We start from the raw sequence: 19,065 nt of genomic DNA on the forward strand, positions 1-19,065 counted from the left end.
ATCAACGTCATTTACGTGCGATTAGAGATGGGATTATTGCAACATTACCATTGATTATTATTGGTTCGTTTTTCTTGATCATTGCTTTTCCGCCACTTCCGGCTGATTGGGGGATCACCCAGTTTTTAACATCAAACGCAGCGACGATTTTATTACCGTATCGCATGACGATGTATATCATGACCCTATACGCAACGTTTGGTATCGGTGCAAGTTTGTCAAAAACATATAATTTGGACGTTATCTCTGGTGGGATTTTATCCACGATTGCGTTTCTTTTGACGTTTGTTCCAGTTAATATTCCAGCTGAAGCATTGGATGCGGCAGGAACTGCTGGATTTGTTTTACCAATGGCTAATTTAGGTGGTGGAGGCATGTTCGTTGGAATTATTACCTCTATTTTAGCTGTTGAAATTTATCGAATCACGGATAAATCGAAATTCAAAATTACGATGCCAGAACAAGTTCCTCCGGCAGTAGCAAGATCATTTGAGACCTTAACACCAACATTAATTGTTATTTTAGGTATCTCTACGCTAACGTATTTCATCGGTTTTGATTGGCATTCTACTATTTCTAAGATTGTAAGCCCTTTAGTAAGTGCAGCTGATACTTTACCAAGTGTTTTATTGCTGATCTTTTTGATTACATTCTTTTGGTCATTTGGGATTCATGGTGTGTCTATTGTTGGATCATTAGCAAGACCATTATGGCTGCAACTGTTAGATGGAAATACTGCAGCAATGGCTGCTGGCAAAGAATTACCAAATATTGCAGCAGAACCGTTTTATCAATGGTTCATTTGGATCGGTGGTTCAGGTTGTACAATAGGATTAGCTCTTTTATTAGCTTTTAAAACAAAATCTCAGTTTGCGTCAAAACTAGGTAAAGCGACATTAGCTCCAGCGATTTTTAATATCAATGAACCTTTGATTTTTGGTACGCCGATTGTGTTGAATCCCATTTTGATCATTCCATTTATCTTAACACCAATGGTAACAGCTACAATTGCTTGGTTTGCTACTCAACTTGGCTTGGTCAATCGTGTGATTTTTACCGCCCCTTGGACATTGCCTGGACCGATCGGTGCCTATTTGGCAACAGGAGGAGATTGGCGTGCTGCAGCTTTAAGCATTGTCTTGATCATTGTTTCCGTTATAATTTATTATCCGTTTGTAATGATTTATGACAATAATGAATTAGAAAAAGAACATGCAATCGCTGAATAAAGAAGTTTAAACAAATTAAAAGAATGAGAATTGAGACTGGGACATAGCTCTTCGGAGATTGCTCAGTCTCTTTGAAAACGTATAAACAAGGCAAACAGAAGTAGCTACAATCACATAAAATTCTACATGCTAAAGCACTAAAATTTGAAAGCTCTGAAATAAGCTGAAAACTTCTGTTCAATCTCTTTTTATCATTTTTTTATATAAAATCAAATAACGGGAGGCGAAAGAAATGATCAAAATTGTCTTTATGATTTCAAGTATTTTATTCATAGTTGCGGGCTTAACCATAACTCATTTATTAAAAAAGAAGAATCTATTGCCAAATCGTTGGTTGATTGGTTGTTCTGTTTTTTTGATTGCGTTGGTTCCAAGTCTCTTATTCCCTACTATGCCAGAACTAATCAAACAGACAATATACGGTATCAGTGGTTTGTTAGCCGTTGTTTTTTTTGAAAGTAGCCGTTTACTAGCAGAGCAAACCAGAATGGAGCAAAATCAATGAGAAAATTAGGTATTTCAGTTTATCCAAATCATAGCAGTGTAGTAGAAATCAAAGCTTATATGGATTTAGCAGCAAAATATAATTTTAAACGTGTGTTTACTTGTTTGTTATCTGTAGATGAAGGAAAAGAGCAGATCGTAGAAGAGTTTACAGAAACGATAGTTTATGGGAAATCACTAGGAATGGAAGTTATTGCTGATGTGAGTCCAAAAGTCTTTGGTGAGCTAGGGATTAGCTATGAAGATTTATCTTTCTTTAAAGAACTTGGTGCAGATGGTATTCGTTTAGATATGGGCTTTACAGGAAATGAAGAGTCTATTATGACCTTTAATGAACAAGGTCTTGAAATCGAGTTGAATATCAGTTCAGGGACTCGTTATTTAGAGAATATTTTAAGCTATCAAGCGAATCCAGACAAACTCTTAGGCTGTCATAATTTTTATCCTCATCGCTATACGGGGTTGAATTATCAACATTTTTATGAAACGACAGAAGTGTATAAAGAGCATGGTATTCGTACGGCTGCCTTTATAAACTCACCACAAGCAACGATTGGTCCGTGGCCGGTGGAAGAAGGACTTTGCACACTAGAAATGCATCGGACGTGGCCGATAACAACACAGGCAAAACACTTGTGGGCAACAAACGTGATTGATGATGTGATCATTGCAAATGCTTTTGCATCCGAAGAAGAGTTGAAAGCATTAAGTGAGATTGATCCATACCGTCTGACGTTTGATTGTGTCATCGACACAAAAACACCTACTATAGAAAGAAAAATTATTTTAGACGAGTTTCATTTTAATCGTGGGGATGTTTCTGATTATGTTGTGCGTTCGACGCAAAGTCGTGTTAAATATAAAGGACATGAATTTAGTCCATTTAATACCGTTGATATGGAGGTAGGAGATATTATTGTAGAAACATCTTTATATGCGCATTATGCTGGCGAGTTACAAGTGGCATTATTGCCAATGGAGAACTCTGGAAAATCAAATGTTGTCGGTAAAATCACGGAAGCTGATCGAATCTTATTGCCTTATCTAAGACCCTGGCAAAAATTTGCTTTTCATGAAGTTAAGCCGTAATCAATAAGGTAGAAGCATTGGCTCGTTTAAAAATAAAAAAAGCAAACAGAGGAGAAAAAATATGGTTTATGCAGTTGGTTTAATGTCAGGTACTTCCTTAGACGGCATTGATGCAGCGCTAGTGGAAATCTCTGGTAAAAATGAAACAACAGCTGTTAAATTAGTCCAATTTTTAACAATACCTTTTAATGAAGCGACACTTCAACGAATTCGTGATGCTTTATCATTAGAAAAGTCAGACGTAGAAAAAATTTGTTCTTTGAATATTGAACTAGGAGAAAAGTTTGCCCAAGCAGTTCTGGAAGTTTGCAATAAAGCTGAAGTCTCTTTAGATGATTTAGCTTTTATCGGTAGTCATGGACAAACTGTTTTTCATATTCCTTACGCTCGGGATCATGTTTACGCATCGACTTTGCAAATCGGTGCTCCAGCCGTAATTTGTGAGCGTACAAAGACAACGGTTGTCTCAAATTTTAGGGAGCGAGATATGGCAGTCGGTGGTCAAGGTGCCCCAATCGTTCCTTATTCAGAATATGTATTATATCAAAAGCCTGAGACAACAAGATTGTTGCAAAATATCGGGGGAATTGGGAATGTAACGGTTATTCCAAAATCAGGAACATTAACCGATATGATCGCTTTCGACACTGGACCAGGCAATGTTATCATAAATGAATTATGCCTTCATTTTTTTGATCAAGAATATGACAAAGACGGCATGTACGCTAGTCAAGGGAATGTTGATCAATTATTATTAGAAGAATTGATGGCACATCCTTACATTAAAAAAGCATATCCGAAAACGACTGGTCGGGAAGATTTTGGGAAACAATTTACTGCTACTCTGTTAGAAAAATGGTCTGGTTCGCCCAAAGATTTGATTGCGACTGCAACAATGTTTACAGCAAAATCAATTGCAGAAGCGGTGAAACCATTTGTCCATGGGGAGACAGAATTGATTATTGGCGGCGGTGGTAGTTATAACAAAACGTTAGTCTCTATGATCAAATCCGAGTTGGCGGGGGTCAATGTATTGATCCAAGAAGACATCGGATTTTCATCAGATGCTAAAGAGGCAATCGCAATGGCAGTTTTAGCAAATCAAACACTAGAGAATTGTCCAGGAAACGTACCGAGTGCGACAGGTGCAAAACGCTCAGTACCGTTAGGAAGCGTTACGTATTATTAAGCTTATTCATTTATAGGGCGAGCATATAGTATTCGCCCTATAAACATACATACAACTGAAGAAAAAAAGGAGAGGGTAGAATGAGTGGTGAAAATATACAAGGCAGAATTGTTAGTATGCTTGATGTACTATCGAATTCTGAACAAAAAATCGGTGAAGTGATTCTGAATGATCCCGAAAAGGTAATTGAAATGACAGCTGCTGAACTGTCAAAATATGCTGGAACCAGTCCAGCTACAGTGATTCGATTTTGTAAAAAAATCGATGTTCCTAGTTTTACTCAATTAAAAATCCGTCTATCTGCGGAGATCGAAGTCCCCGTTTATGAAGGCTATTCAGATATTACAGCGAACGAATCAGTGAATGAAATCAAGACAAAGTTATTAGGAAATGCTTATCAATCGATGCAGGAAACGGTAGCTCTATTGAATGAGCAACGTATCGAAACAGTGGTGGATTTACTAGTAGCAGCTCCGATCATCTATGTTTTTGGTATAGGTGCGTCTTATTTAGTAGCAGAAAATATTGCACAAAAATGGAATCGAATTGGTAAGACAGTTGTTTGTGTGCAAGATTCTCATGTGTTAGTGACAATGTTAGTCTCTGCCCCTAAAGATGCAATTTTTTTCTGTGTCTCACATTCGGGAGAGACAAAAGAAATCTTACGGTTATTAAACGTGGCTAAAAAGCATCAATTAAAAACGATTGGTTTGTCCCAATTTGGGAATAATACTTTAACAAATCAAGCTGAATATTCATTACAAACAGTCCGTTCTAACGAAGCTGTCCTAAGAAGTGCTGCAACAACTTCATTACATGATCAATTTATAGTCGTTGATGTGTTGTTTTATGCCTATGCGTCACGAAATTTTAATAGAACAATAGAAATGATCCAAGAATCAAAAGCGGAAGTCAGAAAATATGAGAAATAAAAATCGATGTGATGGGATCGGATATTAAAGAGATTGTATAGATATAATTAAGAATTGTAGAAGAAACCATTTATCAAATCACAGAGTAAGGAGTAGACAGAACAAAAGTAAATCAAAGGAACTTAAATTTATCTTTACTCAATAAGATTTAAAGGGGCTGGGACATAACTCTTCGAGTTATATCCCAGCCCCTTCAAATACGCATAAACGTTGGTAAAAAAGCAGCTCCTTCTTATTTCTCGGAGCTAAGCTCTTTTGTCTCAACCTCTTTTTTGAACTTCCTATTTAAAATAAACGCATACACATTCTGGTGCATAAACATCTTTTTGAAGTAATTCCAAAAGACCAGTCGTTTCATCACGACGATAAAGTGTTAAATTATCTGTATTTTGATTTGCTGCAACAACAAATTTACCAGAAGGATCTAAGTCAAAGTCCCGTGGTATCTCACCTTCAGTAGAAATCAATTGTACACGTTCTACTTTGCTACCATCTTCAGCTGTTGCAAAAACGGCAATCGAATCATGACCACGGTTCGATGCATACACAAAACGACCATCAGTTGAAATTCGAATTGCTGCACCACCGTTAAATTCATTAAAACCATCAGGTAAAGTCGATACTTTTTGTACTTGCTCAAATGAACCATCTGCGGCATTGTAAGCTAAAACAGTAACCGTACTGTCTAATTCGCCGAAAAGATAAGCAAATTGATTATTTGGATGGAAAACTAAATGACGAGGTCCTGTCCCAGGTTCAGCAACATATTGAGCAACCTCAGATAATGTGCCTTCAGTGCTAACATCATACGTATAAACGCGATCAGTACCAAGATCACAAACGACTAAACGACGATCAGGAGTCAAATCCGTATAGTGGACATGAGCATTGTCTTGATTTTCATGAGGACCAGTCGCTTCATCATGAATAATTTTGTCCGTATCTTCTAAACGACCATCAGCTAAAATACGGTAAACATGAACGATTCCTTGGTGATAGTTTGCACCAAAAACCAATTGTTTCTCTTCATCGATCGCTACATAACATGGAGGAGCGCCAGCTTCTGTTACTTTATTGATCAGGTCAAAATGCCCGTCAGTATTTTTATAAGCTGCCATGCCGCCTTCACCATCAACAGAAGTGACATTGAACAGGTCACCTTTTTGATTTAAGGCTAAGTAAGTCGGGCTTGTTTCTTCTACTAATAAAGTTGCTCCGGATAATGTTTCCTTTTCTGTGTCCAATGCAATTTGATAAATACCCTTACTTTCTCTACGTGTATACGTCCCTAATAAAATTTGTTCCAGCATGAAATTCCCTCCATTTTTACTGCTGTTTTAAAGAAATCAGCAATTGATTTAACTCTTTTAGTATACCATAAGAATTCCTTTATTTATGAAATCTTTACAAATCCAATGTTCGCATTTTCACTTGATTTATGCTATTATATTTTAAGACTGTAACGACAGTCATTTTTAATTTTAGAGGGGTGACACGCATGTACGATAATACAAATAGCAACAATGGTGCAGTTCGCTGTTCATTTTGTGGTAAAACACAAGAAGAAGTGAAAAAAATCGTTGCAGGACCAGGCGTCTATATTTGTAATGAATGTATCGACTTATGTAAAGAGATTATTGATGAAGAATTTTACGACGAAGCCGTACGTGAACTAACGGATGTCCCAAAACCTCAAGAAATCTTGGATGTCTTAAACGAATATGTAATTGGACAAGATCAGGCAAAACGCTCATTAGCAGTGGCTGTCTATAATCACTATAAACGTGTAAATCAATCAGAAAATTCAAGCTCTGAAGAAGTAGAATTACAAAAGAGCAATATTTGTTTAATTGGCCCAACAGGTTCTGGGAAAACATTTTTAGCCCAAACATTGGCTAGAACATTAAATGTACCATTTGCGATTGCTGATGCAACAAGTTTGACAGAAGCAGGGTATGTAGGGGAAGACGTAGAAAATATTCTATTGAAGCTATTACAATCTGCTGACTTTAATGTTGAGCGAGCTGAAAAAGGGATCATCTATATCGATGAGATCGATAAAATTGCGCGCAAGAGTGAAAATGTTTCGATCACAAGAGATGTTTCTGGTGAAGGGGTGCAACAAGCTCTACTTAAAATTTTAGAAGGAACAGTTGCTAGCGTACCACCGCAAGGCGGACGCAAACATCCTCATCAAGAATTTATCCAAATCGATACAACCAATGTGTTGTTTATTGTTGGCGGTGCGTTTGATGGAATCGAAAATATTGTTAAAAATCGCCTAGGTGAAAAAACAATCGGTTTCGGTACCAAAAACAGCAAGCTGAAAGAAGACGAAAGTGTTATGCAGCAAATTATTCCTGAAGATCTATTGAAATTTGGTTTAATTCCTGAATTTATTGGACGCTTACCAGTCACTGCTGCTTTAGAGAAGTTGACGACGGATGATTTGGTTCGTATTCTGACTGAACCTAAAAATGCATTAGTCAAACAGTATCAAAAATTGTTGTCTTTAGATGATACAGAATTAGAGTTTGAACCAGAGGCACTTCGTGCAATTGCCAATAAAGCAATCGAGCGCAATACTGGTGCTCGTGGGTTACGTTCGATTATCGAAGAGATTATGATGGACGTGATGTTTGATGTCCCATCAGATGATACGATCCAAAAAGTCATTATAACTGAAATGGCTGCTGAAGGAACAGGTAAACCAGCGATTGTTTATGACAAAAAAGATAAAAAAGCTGGGTAATTTTAACACACGAAAAAGTAGAGACCTGTCTCTACTTTTTTACTGATTTTTATGAAATAAAGTTCTCTAGCTTGACGAGCTAGTCTTTTAGGAAGAGGAAAAAACATGTTTGAGTTAAAGAACGTTTTCGTTACCTATTCGCCTGTCAAGGCAGTAAAAGCTCGTTTAGTATTTAAACTTAGGAGGTTAGTGCTATGAATGTTCATAACGCAGAAATTATCATTAGTGCGGTTTCACCAAAACAATATCCGGAAACTGAATTACCGGAAATTGCCTTGGCAGGTCGTTCAAATGTAGGGAAATCATCGTTCATCAACACGTTGATCAACCGTAAAAATTTAGCAAGAACTTCTGGAAAACCAGGGAAAACGCAAACGCTAAATTTTTACCTAATCGAAGACGCATTGCATTTTGTCGATGTTCCAGGCTACGGTTATGCAAAAGTTTCTAAGACAGAGCGTGCCAAATGGGGCGAGATGATCGAAACGTATATGACGACAAGAGAACAATTAAAGGCTGTTGTTTCTTTAGTTGATTTGCGTCATGCACCAACGCAGGAAGATATTCAAATGTATGAGTTCTTAAAATACTACGATATCCCTGTTATTGTCGTTGCAACAAAGAAAGACAAAATTCCTCGTGGTAAATGGAATAAGCATGAAAGTGTCATCAAAAAAGCACTGAACTTTGATAAATCAGATGATTTTATTCTTTTTTCTTCTCAAACAAAAGAAGGAAAAGAAGAAGCGTGGCAAGCCATTGAGAAGTATTTATAATGAAAAATAGCGTTGACAGCTCTAAAAAGCTCTCAACGCTATTTTTTATTGTTCTTTTTTCTTTTCTTCTTTTTGTTCAGCTTTTGCTGCTTGTTTTTCTAATTCTTCTTTTGGCATCTCCACTTTTTTAGGATCTACTGCAAAAGAATCAAATAATTTATCTAAGTCATCGGTACGTTCAAATTTTAAGCCCATTGTTTATTTTACTCCATTTCGTTTTAGAATGAATAGAAGTTACATTGTGTAACCACTTTTCTCTAGTTTAGCATCCTTTTAGAAATTTGAATAGTTTTCTTTTTCAGCCGTTACTAATTTTTATAAAAATATTTCTACCTTCACTTTACAAACTTGCATTCGATTACAAAACAAGGTATAGTTTTTTCGGATAGAGAAAAGAGGGAAGAAATGGCTAAAAATTTTTTTGTAGGAATGGTTCGTTTTTACCAACGATTTATTTCACCTGGACTTCCGGCTAGTTGTCGCTATCACCCAACATGCTCGCAATATATGATCGATGCTATCCAGACGCATGGAAGTGTAAAAGGGATAACGATGGGAACGGCGAGGTTTTTACGGTGCCACCCATTGACAAAAGGCGGAATCGATTACGTACCATTGAAGTTTAGTTTAAAAAGAAATCCGGATCAGGAATACCATGGTCCCTATAACTATAGAAGAAATAAACAGGAAAAATAGATGAAGGTGGGCTTTTAAGATGGCAATTTTAGCTTTTGATTTTGGTGGTTCAGCAGTGAAATATGGAATTTGGAATGGACAAGAAATGAGTGACAAAGGGAAATTTACAACGCCAAAAACGTGGGACGAAATGAAAGCGTCATTATTGACTGTATTTGACGGAGTTGACCAAAAAGTGGAAGGAGTGGCATTAAGCGCTCCTGGTGTGGTTGATGTTGAAAAACAAATGATTAATGGGATTTCCGCAATTCCTTATATTCATGGGTTTAATATATTTAAAGAATTGGAAGATTTATTCCAACTTCCAGTAGCTATCGAAAATGATGCGAATTGCGCAGGATTGGCTGAAATCTATGCAGGTGCTGCCAAGGGCAAAAAAGAAGTGGCATTTGTCGTTGTAGGTACTGGGATTGGCGGTGCGATTTTCCATAATGGACAAATTTCTAAAGGTGCTCATCTCTATGGTGGTGAATTTGGGTTGATGTATCTGAATGAAGGCAAAACTTTTAGCCAGTTAGGAACAGCAGTGCAAATGGCTTGGCGTTATTGCAAACGAAAAGGTGTAGAGAAAGATGCTTTTTCAGGAGAAGATGTGTTTCATTTTGCGGAATCTGGTGATGAATTGGCAATAGAAGAAGTGAATAATTTTTATGAGTATTTAACCCAAGGTCTGTTTAGTATTCAGTTTTCACTTGATCCAGAAATTATCGTTTTAGGCGGTGGTGTTTCAGCTAAAAAAGGCTTATTAGATGAAATCAATCGTCGAATGAAAGAGAAATTGGATCATTTTGAATTGAATGATTTTATTCCTCAAATCGTGACATGCAAATATGAAAATGATGCGAATTTGATTGGAGCTGCGGCTAATTTTATCTCGTACCAAAATAATAAATAATCAAGATTCAAAAAAAGAGGCCGAGAAAAAAGCGTTTATTCAGATTTAAAGCCCGAAACAAAATTGATTTTTAATTTTGTCTCGGGCTTTTTTTAGTGAGAACAAGCGGTAGAATCAAGTGTTATAAGTAACGGACTATTTTTAATAATTTGAATTATAGAAATTTTCTGAAAATTCATTGACAATTCATTCTTTTTTGATTATATTTGTATACATACTTCTTTAATAATTATATATGCAAAGAAAATTATCTGGCTTTACGAATTCGTTCAGCTTTTAAACTAAGGGGGAAATAATATGAAAAAATTTAGCTTTTTATTTGCTAGTCTATTTTTATTAGCAGCATGTGGTCCAGCAGCTGGCGGAGGCGCAAGCGGTGGTGGAAATAAGGCTGAAGGTGATACGATCAAAATCGGCATGAACATGGAGCTTTCAGGAGATGTTTCAGCTTATGGGAATGCTGAAAAAGAAGGGATTACCTTAGCTGTTGAAGAAATCAACGAAGCGGGTGGTGTTCTTGGTAAAAAACTAGAATTAATCGAAAAAGACAACAAATCAGAAAATGGTGAAGCAACATCTGTTGCTGCCAATCTAACTGCAAAAGATAAAGTTGTTGCAGTCGTTGGTCCAGCTACATCTGGTGCGACGAAAGCAACAATTCCTAATATGACAAAGGCAGCAGTTCCTGTTATCACGCCTTCTGGTACTGACGATAGTATCACTGTTGTGAATGACAAAGTTCAAGAATATATTTTCAGAGCGTGTTTCCAAGATACATTCCAAGGCGTTATCTTAGCAAACTTTGCTCAAGATAATTTGAAAGCCAAAAATGTTGTGATCATTGGTGATAATTCAAGTGATTATGCAATCGGATTGACGAAATCATTTAAAGATACATTTAAAGGCAAAATCGCCAAAGAAGAAACGTTTACAGCTGGCGATAAAGATTTCCAAGCAATCTTGACAAAAATCAAAGATCTTGATTACGATGCAATCTACATTCCAGGTTATTATGCAGAAGCAGGCTTGATCATCAAACAAGCAAGAGAAATGGGCATCGATAAACCAATTCTTGGTGCTGACGGATTTGGTGATGAAAAACTGGTTGAAATCGCTGGAGCAAAAAATGTTTCTGATGTTTATTACACAGGACACTTCTCAGAAAAAGCCCCTGCAACAGACAAGGTAAAACCATTTGTAGAAGCATTCAAGAAGAAATATGATAAACAACCATCTGCTTTTAATGCATTAGGTTATGATTCTGTTTACATGTTAAAACAAGCAATGGAAGATAAAGATTCAGCTGATTCAAAAGACATTACAGCAGGTCTAGCATCGCTTAAAGACTTTGTCGGAGTAACAGGAAAAATGACGATGGATAAAGATCACAATCCTGAAAAATCAGCAGTAGTACTAGGATTAACAGAAGGAAAAGAAACATCCGCAGATGCTGTAAATCCATAGAACGACATTTAAAGATATGAAACTTAAAGAGGGTGAGACAAGGTTTTACGTTTTGTCCATCCTCTTTTTTCTTTAATCAAACAACAACTATTCTAAATATTGGAAGTGATAAACATGGAAGTAGTAATCCAACAACTAGTCAATGGGCTTTTTCTAGGTAGTATTTATGCTCTATTAGCTTTAGGGTATACAATGGTTTACGGCATCATCAAATTAATCAACTTTGCCCATGGAGAAATCTATATGTTGGGCGGATTTATGGGGTATTTCTTTATCAACAAATTAAGCTTAGGTTTTTTCCCAGCCTTGCTTTTATCGATGGTCGGAGCTGCCGTAATCGGTGTGGTGATTGAATTTTTAGCATATAGACCATTAAGAAAATCAACAAGAATTGCAGCTTTGATCACAGCGATCGGGGTTTCATTTTTACTACAAAATGGGATGATTTATTGGTTAGGACCAGAAAAAAAATCATTTCCTCAAGCTATTGAATTTAAAAATTATCAACTAGGGTTTATTCAAATTTCAAATATTCAAGTCCTTATTTTAGTTATCTCTTTAGTGTTGATGATAGCCTTACAGTTGATCGTTAAAAAAACAAAAATGGGAAAAGCGATGCGTGCTGTTTCTGTTGATGCGGATGCTGCACAGTTGATGGGAATCAATGTCAATCGCACGATTTCATTTACATTCGCATTAGGTTCAGCTCTAGCTGCAGCAGCTGGGATGTTGATTGGATTATATTATAATTCAATTGATCCAATGATGGGGGTTGTTCCAGGTCTTAAATCATTTGTTGCCGCTGTTTTAGGTGGGATTGGAATCATACCTGGTGCAGCACTAGGCGGTTTTGTGATTGGGTTATTAGAGACGATCACGATTGCTCTTGGGTTTTCAGATTATAAAGACGCGGTTGTATACGCATTGTTGATCATTATTTTATTGATTCGTCCTGCCGGAATTCTCGGCAAGAACATCAAAGAGAAAGTGTAGGTGGCTTGCATGAAAAAGAATTTAAAATATAATGTTGTTTGGCTTTTAATTGCTGCTATCGCGTATGCTTTTATTTACGTATTATACGTAACAGGTGTGATTACACCGTTTACTGAATATACGTTGATTACGATCGGAATCAATATTATGTTGGCTTTGGGATTGAATTTGATTATCGGTTTTTCTGGTCAATTTTCTTTAGGTCACGCAGGGTTTATGGCGATCGGTGCATATAGTGCGGCGATCATGTCAGTGAAGTACCCGACTATGGGCGGTTTTTTCAGTGGGATTTTGCTAGGGATTGTGTTGTCAGGAATCGTAGCGTTAGTCGTTGGTATTCCGACCTTGAGATTAAAAGGGGATTATTTAGCGATTGCTACATTGGGTATTTCGGAAATCATACGAATCATCATTATCAATATGAAAGATATAACCAATGGTCCAGCTGGGATTTTTGGTATTCCGCCAATGGTCAATTGGTCAATGGTCTTTGGATTTGTTGTTATTGTGACGTTGATTATCGTTAATTTTATTCACAGTGGTCCAGGACGTGCGACAATGGCGATTCGGGAAGACGAGATTGCAGCAGAGTCAATGGGTGTGAATACAACCAAATATAAAGTAGCCGCTTTTATTATTGGCGCGATTACAGCAAGTGTTGCAGGATCGATTTATTCAAGTTATGTCCAAACGATTGCACCGAAAGATTTCGGTTTTATGAAATCGATCGATATTTTGATTATCGTCGTTTTCGGGGGAATCGGAAGTGTTACTGGAACCTTTATCTCAGCAATCGTATTGGGGATTTTAAATATGTTCTTGCAGGATGCAGGTGCACTTAGAATGATCATTTATGCGTTGGCTTTGATTATTATCATGATTTTCAAACCAGGCGGATTATTAGGTACGTGGGAATTTTCCGTGAAAAAAATATTCAAGAAAAAGGAGGACAAATCCAATGCCTCTATTGAACGTTAATAATTTAACTAAAAACTTCGGTGGTCTTGCGGCTGTTTCCAATGTGAATCTTACTTTGGAAACAAATGAATTGATTGGGCTGATCGGTCCTAATGGAGCTGGAAAAACAACGCTATTTAACCTTTTAACAGGCGTTTATGAGCCAAGCGAAGGAACAGTGACGTTAGATGTTTTAGGAAAAGAACATGTGTTAAATGGTATGAAACCATATAAAATTGCTGATATGGGATTAAGTAGAACATTCCAAAATATCCGTTTGTTCAAAGATTTAACTGTGATGGATAATGTCTTGATTGCTATGAACAGTAAGAACAAAGAAGGGATCCTTTCAAGTATTTTACGTTTACCAGCATTTTATAAAAAAGAAGAAGAAATGGAAAAGAAAGTATTAGAGCTTTTGGCAATATTTGGGTTAGAAGGAAAAGTTCAGACTTTAGCAAAAAATCTTCCATATGGGGAACAAAGACGTTTAGAAATCGTACGCGCTTTAGCTACACAGCCCAAAGTACTGTTTTTAGACGAACCTGCAGCTGGGATGAACCCGCAGGAAACAGCTGATTTAACTGAATTGATCAGAAAAATTCAAAAAGAGTTTCAAATCACAATTGTTTTGATTGAACACGATATGAGTTTAGTCATGGATGTTTGTCAAAGAATTTATGTTTTAGAATATGGCAGAATCATCGCAGAAGGGGAACCAGAAGCAATCAAAAATGATCCCCGTGTGATTGAAGCCTATCTTGGAGGTGAACTATAATGTTAACGATCGACAATTTATCTGTGCATTATGGTGTAATCCAAGCGGTGCGAGATGTAAGTTTTAACGTAGAACAAGGTGAAATCGTCTCTTTGATCGGAGCTAATGGAGCGGGCAAAACAACAATTTTAAGAACGATTTCTGGATTAAATCGCCCATCCAACGGTACAATCACATTTGAAGGTCAACAAATACAAAAAATGGTTCCACAAAAAATCGTAGCTGCAGGACTCTGCCAAGTTCCAGAGGGAAGGCACGTTTTTTCTGGATTGACTGTGCAGGAGAATCTAGAAATGGGCGCTTTTTTGAGAAAAGACGGAGAATTAAAGCAAGATTATGAAATGATTTTTGAACGATTTCCGATTTTGAAAGAACGAAGAAATCAAGATGCTTCAACTTTATCTGGCGGAGAGCAACAAATGTTGGCAATGGGAAGAGCCTTGATGTCTAAACCACGCTTATTGTTATTAGATGAACCATCAATGGGATTAGCTCCAATCTTTATTCAGGAAATATTTAATATCATCCAAGAAATCAACAAACAAGGAACAACCGTACTTTTGATTGAGCAAAATGCCAAAATGGCTTTATCGATTGCAGATCGAGGCTATGTTTTGGAAACAGGTGAAGTTGTTTTAAGTGGGCCAGGAAAAGACTTGTTGGAAAGTGAAGAAGTTAAAAAAGCGTATCTAGGAGGTTAACAGCATGAGTGTAAGTGATTTTATGACCAAAAATTTAATTGTTGCTCAACCAGAAATGAAAATATTTGACGCCGTGGATTTAATGAAAAAAAATAATATTCATCGTTTGCCAGTAGTCAATGGAGAACAAGTTATAGGCTTGATTACAGAGGGAACGATTCAATCAGCAATGCCGTCAAAAGCCACAAGTTTAAGTGTGTACGAAGTGAATTATTTGTTAAATAAGACAACGGTAGCAGATATAATGGTAAAAAATGTTCAAACCATTAAGCCAGAAGCTTCTTTAGAAGATGGTATTTTTAAAATGCGCCAAAATAATATCGGTGTCCTACCTGTTGTTAATGGAGACGAAACCCTTGTTGGAATCATAACAAATAATGACATCTTTGATGCCTTCTTGAAAATTACTGGTTACAATGATGGTGGAACTAGGGTTCAACTACGTATACCGGAAGACCACAAAGGAATTTTAGCTGATATTACTAAGTTATTGGCGGATAACGATTTTAGTATTTTAACAGTTGTAGTAAATAGAAAAGAACTAGAAACAATTATTGAACTACAAATCGAAAGTCGTGAGACCAAACAAATCGAGAACCTCTTGAAAGAAGCTCACTATGATGTTTTTGAAGCAACTTTTCTATCAAAAAAAGTATAAAAAGTGCATAATAGCAAGAATATATATGAATTTTATTTGTTGAAAACAGTTTGACTATTACAGAGGCATATGATAATTTTATATAGTGTAGTAAGTTTACCAATGTCAGAATATTAAAGTGTTTCATTCCTTTAATATTCTTTCGTTATGTCCTATAAAACGATAGGGGTTGTTGGTGGTATAATTTTTACAGATATTCTGTAATTGATTATAAATATTTAAGAATAGGAGGATTAAGAATGAAAAAAGTTATCGGTTTTATTATTGCTATCGTAGCAACTGTAAGCTTTGCAACAACTGCTTCAGCAGATGGAGCTATTTCAGCTACAGAACAGCCTGTCCTTAACGAATTGAATGCTGGTGTAACAATCGGCGGTAAAAAATTCAGTTTTGGTGCAGCTGAAACAAATGCAGCTTCTAATCACTTGAAACGTGTTGATTTGACACAAGCTCAAGCGGATGAAGCAGTGAAAAACATTCAAGCGGCTCGTGCGTTAGTTGAAGGGGTATCTGTTAATACATCAGGTGTGAATTCACTTGGAGATGCACTTAGACTTTTACCAGCTAACGTAATTACTCAATTGCAAAATTACGTGGTGGCTGCTGGAAATGCAGTAGGTCTTAAAATCACTTTTGGAGCAGGTGGAACATATTCCGCAGTGACAATCACTGATACTGCAGGCGCTCCTGTTTACAAAACTGGAAATCCAGTAAAAAATACAGGATCAAACTATGCATTAAGTGGCATTACTTTTGTCTCATTGATCGTGGCTGCAGCAGGTGCAGTATTTGTGAGCAGAAAGAACAAATTAGCATAATATGAAACAGTTAAAAAGAGTAGGGGCATTTATTTTCGTGCCTCTTCTCTTTATGTGTTTTGGTTATCTCATTATTTACATAATTGGTGCACCTGTCATTAACTTCGCATCTTCAGCAGTTGAATTGATCTCATTGAATGATGCTCCAACTTTCGATCAAAAGGGAACCAACCTTTTTGAAAAAAGGAATGAAAAAAAAGAGCAAGCATCTTCAGACCAAGCAACCGATAAAAACGGTAAACAAACAACTAATACTTCTGACAAAAATTCAACAGAAGCCATTGCCGCAGGAATGCAAGTGTCTGAAAAAGGAGAATTATCTTCTTCAAACATGGTTTATCCAGTAGGTGGAGACCAGTTTGGTGAGGTAGTAATTGACAAAGTCGGAATTAATGAACCATTGTATTACGGAGATAGCGAAGAAATTTTGCGTTTAGGCGCAGGACAATACATCGGCAGTATGATTCCAGGAGATCTTGGGACGACCTTGATCGGTGGACATAATCTGCCTTCTTTTGGGAAAATTTATTACTTAGAAGTTGGGGATGAAATCAACATTCATACTCACTACGGCGACTATACTTATCAAGTGACGGAAGTAAAAGTTGCTGATTACAAAGATCCAACAATCAATACAAAATTAGGGGATCGTACAAAGAGATCGCTGATTCTTTATACTTGTTATCCATTAGATGCAATCGGACTAACACCAGAACGTGTTTTTGTTTCTGCTGACTATGTATCCGGTCCTATCATCGATGAGAAGTCATAAAGGAGGAGAATCAGTCAGATGAAAAATCGCGGTCATTTAATGAAAGTAATCTCTCGTTTTTTTCTTGCTTTTTTATCTAGTGTATTTTTATTTGCATTCTTGATTTTATTAACCTTGAGACTAACCCTTTTTAGTGAAAACTATATCGCAAAACAAGCGGCAAAAGCAGATTATTATTCACAACTAACGAAAGAAATAAATCGACAAGTGGAAAATAGCGCTTTGGGAAGCAATATCCCAGAAGGAGTCTTGGGGCAAACAATTAAAAAAGAACTCGTGAAGCAAGATGTAGAGGCTTATTTTAAAGCAATGTACAATACAGGAACCAAATATTCGATTTCTAATGAAAAAGAAGTTCATGCTGCTGTTTCCAAAGCAATCACAGCGTACATGAAAGAAAAAAATATTCAGACTACTTCAGAATCAGAACTTGCTGTGACTGGATTGTCAGATAATGCTGTCACAATCTACAAAGGATATATCGAGTTGCCTTTTTTAGTTTCTTATGGGCGTAAAGTTATGAACTACAAATCGAAATTAGTCATTTTTATGGTTATATGCGGCGTTTTGTGGGCCTTATTAAGTTTCTCCTTATATTCTTCGTTAAGAGGCTATTTCCATCGCTTATTGAGATATTGGGCGTATATATGGGTAGGTAGTGGTTTGATGATGATTATTGTACCTACAATCATTTTACTGCAAGGCTCGCTAAAAAGATTGGCTATTCAATCGAAAGCAATGTATATGTTTATCCAAACTTATTTATCCAGTTTTCTATGGTTGTTTATCATTATTGGAATTGTTTCGATTGTTGTCGGAATTATTTCAGCGATCCTTAGTGAGATCAAAAGAAAGCAGCTATTTAGTGCGGAGTAATAAAAGAAACATTTACGCTTGAGATAGATGACTTTTAAGTTGATATTGGAATAAACTGAAGTGGAGCAGAACTTATCGAGTTTTGATCCACTTTCTTTTTTTTACGGAACATGATAACATAGGTTCTTGGAGGGATGACGATGTCAAAGAAAAATAAAGATATAGAAGTGAAGATAGAAGAATCAGAAAAAAAAGTAAATGGTGAAGTAATCACTGTTAATACATTAACGATTGGCAAAAAAGAGATCGGTCAAATCTTAACGCAAGATACAAAAAAATTTGCAGTAGTGATTGACGGTCGCAACGAAGCAACTGTGAAAACGCTTGATGAAGCGATTGAATACGTTATTCGCCAATGGAATTTAAACGACTAAAATAAATAACAACTTTTTTTCGAAAAAGGCTTGCAATTTATTCAAAAGTTTTGTATTATAACTAAGTCAGGTTTTTTACTAAAACCTTTTGGAGGAATAGCGAAGTGGCTAAACGCGACGGACTGTAAATCCGTTCCTTAGGGTTCAGTGGTTCGAATCCACTTTCCTCCATTTTAACTTATTGGGGTATAGCCAAGCGGTAAGGCAACAGGTTTTGATCCTGTCATGCGTTGGTTCGAATCCAGCTACCCCAGTTTTTATTAGAACAACTCAGATAGAGTTGTTCTTTTTTTTATTAAAAAAATTGACAGTAGCTTTGGTTCTCTTTTTCAAAAATATGTGCTAAAGTGTATGAAAAAGCATTAGGAGTGAACTAGATGAGTATTAAAGACAAAATAACTGAAACAGCCGAAAAAGTCTATGACTTAGCGCGTGAAGGTAAGTATGATGTGAAAGTAAATATTTTTTCTAAAAAGAAAAATACAGAAGGGACTAAAAGCATTCAAATAGTCTCCGCTAGAGATACAGCTCATACGAAAAAGTGGCGTGCTAAAAATCGTTAGTCGATGAAGGAAAATAGCTTGAAACAACACAGATCCCTGTGTTGTTTCA

General features: G+C 36.5%; 22 protein-coding genes and 2 tRNA genes. 22 read left to right on the plus strand and 2 right to left on the minus strand.

Annotated features, from left to right (window positions below):
• The 5 genes from A5821_RS00005 to A5821_RS00025 all read left to right on the plus strand — a co-directional run.
• A partial coding sequence (locus A5821_RS00005) for a PTS sugar transporter subunit IIC (protein ID WP_339098940.1) occupies nucleotides 1-1,229 on the plus strand: 1,229 nt, incomplete at its 5' end.
• A gap of 232 nt (nucleotides 1,230-1,461) precedes the next feature.
• Entirely contained in the window at nucleotides 1,462-1,734 is a 273-nt protein-coding gene (locus tag A5821_RS00010) for a hypothetical protein (RefSeq protein ID WP_086312238.1), read from the plus strand.
• The gene (locus A5821_RS00015; protein ID WP_086312239.1) at nucleotides 1,731-2,822 is read left to right on the plus strand and encodes a DUF871 domain-containing protein; all 1,092 of its coding nucleotides are present in this window, start codon (nucleotides 1,731-1,733) and stop codon (nucleotides 2,820-2,822) included. The genes A5821_RS00010 and A5821_RS00015 overlap by 4 nt, the downstream gene beginning before the upstream one ends.
• Nucleotides 2,823-2,883: 61 nt before the next feature.
• A complete protein-coding gene (anmK, locus tag A5821_RS00020) occupies nucleotides 2,884-4,011 on the plus strand; it encodes an anhydro-N-acetylmuramic acid kinase AnmK (protein WP_086312240.1) in 1,128 nt (375 codons plus the stop codon).
• A gap of 80 nt (nucleotides 4,012-4,091) precedes the next feature.
• Entirely contained in the window at nucleotides 4,092-4,943 is an 852-nt protein-coding gene (locus A5821_RS00025) for a MurR/RpiR family transcriptional regulator (RefSeq protein ID WP_086312241.1), read from the plus strand.
• 281 nt (nucleotides 4,944-5,224) lie between these two features.
• On the opposite strand, the gene A5821_RS00030 is transcribed toward A5821_RS00025, so the two are convergent.
• The gene (locus A5821_RS00030) at nucleotides 5,225-6,253 is read right to left on the minus strand and encodes a lactonase family protein (protein WP_086312242.1); all 1,029 of its coding nucleotides are present in this window, start codon (nucleotides 6,251-6,253) and stop codon (nucleotides 5,225-5,227) included.
• 188 nt (nucleotides 6,254-6,441) lie between these two features.
• Between A5821_RS00030 and clpX the strand changes: the two genes are divergently transcribed.
• Together clpX and yihA are read left to right on the plus strand one after the other, a co-directional pair.
• Nucleotides 6,442-7,695: an ATP-dependent Clp protease ATP-binding subunit ClpX gene (gene clpX, locus A5821_RS00035; protein ID WP_086312243.1), complete on the plus strand. Its 1,254-nt coding sequence runs from the start codon at nucleotides 6,442-6,444 to the stop codon at nucleotides 7,693-7,695.
• A gap of 194 nt (nucleotides 7,696-7,889) precedes the next feature.
• The gene (gene yihA / locus A5821_RS00040; protein WP_010760746.1) at nucleotides 7,890-8,471 is read left to right on the plus strand and encodes a ribosome biogenesis GTP-binding protein YihA/YsxC; all 582 of its coding nucleotides are present in this window, start codon (nucleotides 7,890-7,892) and stop codon (nucleotides 8,469-8,471) included.
• A gap of 45 nt (nucleotides 8,472-8,516) precedes the next feature.
• Here the strand turns inward: yihA and A5821_RS00045 are convergent, their stop codons facing one another.
• On the minus strand, nucleotides 8,517-8,666 hold the full coding sequence (locus tag A5821_RS00045) for an SPJ_0845 family protein (RefSeq protein WP_010771573.1): 150 nt from the start codon (nucleotides 8,664-8,666) through the stop codon (nucleotides 8,517-8,519).
• A gap of 210 nt (nucleotides 8,667-8,876) precedes the next feature.
• Here A5821_RS00045 and yidD point away from each other — a divergent pair, with 210 nt between their 5' ends.
• The 15 genes from yidD to A5821_RS00120 all read left to right on the plus strand — a co-directional run bounded on the left by yidD (nucleotide 8,877) and on the right by A5821_RS00120 (nucleotide 19,016).
• The gene (yidD, locus tag A5821_RS00050; RefSeq protein WP_086312244.1) at nucleotides 8,877-9,167 is read left to right on the plus strand and encodes a membrane protein insertion efficiency factor YidD; all 291 of its coding nucleotides are present in this window, start codon (nucleotides 8,877-8,879) and stop codon (nucleotides 9,165-9,167) included.
• Between the two features lie 19 nt (nucleotides 9,168-9,186).
• A complete protein-coding gene (locus tag A5821_RS00055; protein WP_086312245.1) occupies nucleotides 9,187-10,062 on the plus strand; it encodes an ROK family protein in 876 nt (291 codons plus the stop codon).
• A gap of 297 nt (nucleotides 10,063-10,359) precedes the next feature.
• Complete coding sequence (locus tag A5821_RS00060) at nucleotides 10,360-11,526, plus strand: ABC transporter substrate-binding protein (RefSeq protein ID WP_086312246.1); 1,167 nt, start codon at nucleotides 10,360-10,362, stop codon at nucleotides 11,524-11,526.
• Between the two features lie 114 nt (nucleotides 11,527-11,640).
• Complete coding sequence (locus A5821_RS00065) at nucleotides 11,641-12,519, plus strand: branched-chain amino acid ABC transporter permease (protein WP_086312247.1); 879 nt, start codon at nucleotides 11,641-11,643, stop codon at nucleotides 12,517-12,519.
• Nucleotides 12,520-12,528: 9 nt separating this feature from the next.
• A complete protein-coding gene (locus A5821_RS00070; protein ID WP_086312248.1) occupies nucleotides 12,529-13,497 on the plus strand; it encodes a branched-chain amino acid ABC transporter permease in 969 nt (322 codons plus the stop codon).
• Nucleotides 13,478-14,254, plus strand: coding sequence for an ABC transporter ATP-binding protein (locus tag A5821_RS00075; protein ID WP_086312249.1), 777 nt, complete (start codon nucleotides 13,478-13,480; stop codon nucleotides 14,252-14,254). The genes A5821_RS00070 and A5821_RS00075 overlap by 20 nt, the downstream gene beginning before the upstream one ends.
• The gene (locus tag A5821_RS00080; protein ID WP_086312250.1) at nucleotides 14,254-14,955 is read left to right on the plus strand and encodes an ABC transporter ATP-binding protein; all 702 of its coding nucleotides are present in this window, start codon (nucleotides 14,254-14,256) and stop codon (nucleotides 14,953-14,955) included. The genes A5821_RS00075 and A5821_RS00080 overlap by 1 nt, the downstream gene beginning before the upstream one ends.
• A gap of 4 nt (nucleotides 14,956-14,959) precedes the next feature.
• Nucleotides 14,960-15,613, plus strand: coding sequence for a CBS domain-containing protein (locus A5821_RS00085; RefSeq protein ID WP_086312251.1), 654 nt, complete (start codon nucleotides 14,960-14,962; stop codon nucleotides 15,611-15,613).
• Between the two features lie 239 nt (nucleotides 15,614-15,852).
• The gene (locus A5821_RS00090; protein WP_086312252.1) at nucleotides 15,853-16,431 is read left to right on the plus strand and encodes a hypothetical protein; all 579 of its coding nucleotides are present in this window, start codon (nucleotides 15,853-15,855) and stop codon (nucleotides 16,429-16,431) included.
• 1 nt (nucleotide 16,432) lies between these two features.
• The gene (locus A5821_RS00095; RefSeq protein WP_086312253.1) at nucleotides 16,433-17,203 is read left to right on the plus strand and encodes a class D sortase; all 771 of its coding nucleotides are present in this window, start codon (nucleotides 16,433-16,435) and stop codon (nucleotides 17,201-17,203) included.
• 18 nt (nucleotides 17,204-17,221) lie between these two features.
• The gene (locus A5821_RS00100) at nucleotides 17,222-18,079 is read left to right on the plus strand and encodes a hypothetical protein (RefSeq protein ID WP_086312254.1); all 858 of its coding nucleotides are present in this window, start codon (nucleotides 17,222-17,224) and stop codon (nucleotides 18,077-18,079) included.
• A 140-nt stretch (nucleotides 18,080-18,219) separates the two neighbouring features.
• Nucleotides 18,220-18,453 carry a DUF2969 domain-containing protein gene (locus A5821_RS00105; RefSeq protein ID WP_086312255.1) on the plus strand — a complete coding sequence of 78 codons (234 nt, stop codon included), beginning with the start codon at nucleotides 18,220-18,222 and terminating at the stop codon, nucleotides 18,451-18,453.
• Between the two features lie 90 nt (nucleotides 18,454-18,543).
• Nucleotides 18,544-18,624: transfer RNA gene (locus A5821_RS00110), tRNA-Tyr, on the plus strand.
• A gap of 11 nt (nucleotides 18,625-18,635) precedes the next feature.
• Nucleotides 18,636-18,707 (plus strand) — tRNA-Gln (locus A5821_RS00115).
• Between the two features lie 123 nt (nucleotides 18,708-18,830).
• Nucleotides 18,831-19,016 (plus strand): hypothetical protein, encoded by a 186-nt coding sequence (locus A5821_RS00120; protein ID WP_086312256.1) that lies wholly within the window; start codon nucleotides 18,831-18,833, stop codon nucleotides 19,014-19,016.
• Nucleotides 19,017-19,065: the final 49 nt, after the last annotated feature.

Origin of the sequence: Enterococcus sp. 7F3_DIV0205, assembly GCF_002141365.2 — a bacterium.
GTDB lineage: Bacteria > Bacillota > Bacilli > Lactobacillales > Enterococcaceae > Enterococcus_L > Enterococcus_L palustris.

Excerpts from the sequence above, each read along its gene's own strand:
- A5821_RS00055 (WP_086312245.1), top strand. The coding sequence starts at position 9,187 with ATGGCAATTTTAGCTTTTGATTTTGGTGGTTCAGCAGTGAAATATGGA.
- yidD (WP_086312244.1), top strand. The coding sequence starts at position 8,877 with ATGGCTAAAAATTTTTTTGTAGGAATGGTTCGTTTTTACCAACGATTT.
- A5821_RS00100 (WP_086312254.1), top strand. The coding sequence starts at position 17,222 with ATGAAAAATCGCGGTCATTTAATGAAAGTAATCTCTCGTTTTTTTCTT.
- A5821_RS00075 (WP_086312249.1), top strand. The coding sequence starts at position 13,478 with ATGCCTCTATTGAACGTTAATAATTTAACTAAAAACTTCGGTGGTCTT.
- A5821_RS00070 (WP_086312248.1), top strand. The coding sequence starts at position 12,529 with ATGAAAAAGAATTTAAAATATAATGTTGTTTGGCTTTTAATTGCTGCT.
- A5821_RS00065 (WP_086312247.1), top strand. The coding sequence starts at position 11,641 with ATGGAAGTAGTAATCCAACAACTAGTCAATGGGCTTTTTCTAGGTAGT.
- A5821_RS00095 (WP_086312253.1), top strand. The coding sequence starts at position 16,433 with ATGAAACAGTTAAAAAGAGTAGGGGCATTTATTTTCGTGCCTCTTCTC.
- clpX (WP_086312243.1), top strand. The coding sequence starts at position 6,442 with ATGTACGATAATACAAATAGCAACAATGGTGCAGTTCGCTGTTCATTT.
- A5821_RS00030 (WP_086312242.1), bottom strand. The coding sequence starts at position 6,253 with ATGCTGGAACAAATTTTATTAGGGACGTATACACGTAGAGAAAGTAAG.
- anmK (WP_086312240.1), top strand. The coding sequence starts at position 2,884 with ATGGTTTATGCAGTTGGTTTAATGTCAGGTACTTCCTTAGACGGCATT.
- yihA (WP_010760746.1), top strand. The coding sequence starts at position 7,890 with ATGAATGTTCATAACGCAGAAATTATCATTAGTGCGGTTTCACCAAAA.
- A5821_RS00120 (WP_086312256.1), top strand. The coding sequence starts at position 18,831 with ATGAGTATTAAAGACAAAATAACTGAAACAGCCGAAAAAGTCTATGAC.
- A5821_RS00105 (WP_086312255.1), top strand. The coding sequence starts at position 18,220 with ATGTCAAAGAAAAATAAAGATATAGAAGTGAAGATAGAAGAATCAGAA.
- A5821_RS00060 (WP_086312246.1), top strand. The coding sequence starts at position 10,360 with ATGAAAAAATTTAGCTTTTTATTTGCTAGTCTATTTTTATTAGCAGCA.
- A5821_RS00090 (WP_086312252.1), top strand. The coding sequence starts at position 15,853 with ATGAAAAAAGTTATCGGTTTTATTATTGCTATCGTAGCAACTGTAAGC.
- A5821_RS00015 (WP_086312239.1), top strand. The coding sequence starts at position 1,731 with ATGAGAAAATTAGGTATTTCAGTTTATCCAAATCATAGCAGTGTAGTA.
- A5821_RS00025 (WP_086312241.1), top strand. The coding sequence starts at position 4,092 with ATGAGTGGTGAAAATATACAAGGCAGAATTGTTAGTATGCTTGATGTA.
- A5821_RS00080 (WP_086312250.1), top strand. The coding sequence starts at position 14,254 with ATGTTAACGATCGACAATTTATCTGTGCATTATGGTGTAATCCAAGCG.
- A5821_RS00045 (WP_010771573.1), bottom strand. The coding sequence starts at position 8,666 with ATGGGCTTAAAATTTGAACGTACCGATGACTTAGATAAATTATTTGAT.
- A5821_RS00085 (WP_086312251.1), top strand. The coding sequence starts at position 14,960 with ATGAGTGTAAGTGATTTTATGACCAAAAATTTAATTGTTGCTCAACCA.
- A5821_RS00010 (WP_086312238.1), top strand. The coding sequence starts at position 1,462 with ATGATCAAAATTGTCTTTATGATTTCAAGTATTTTATTCATAGTTGCG.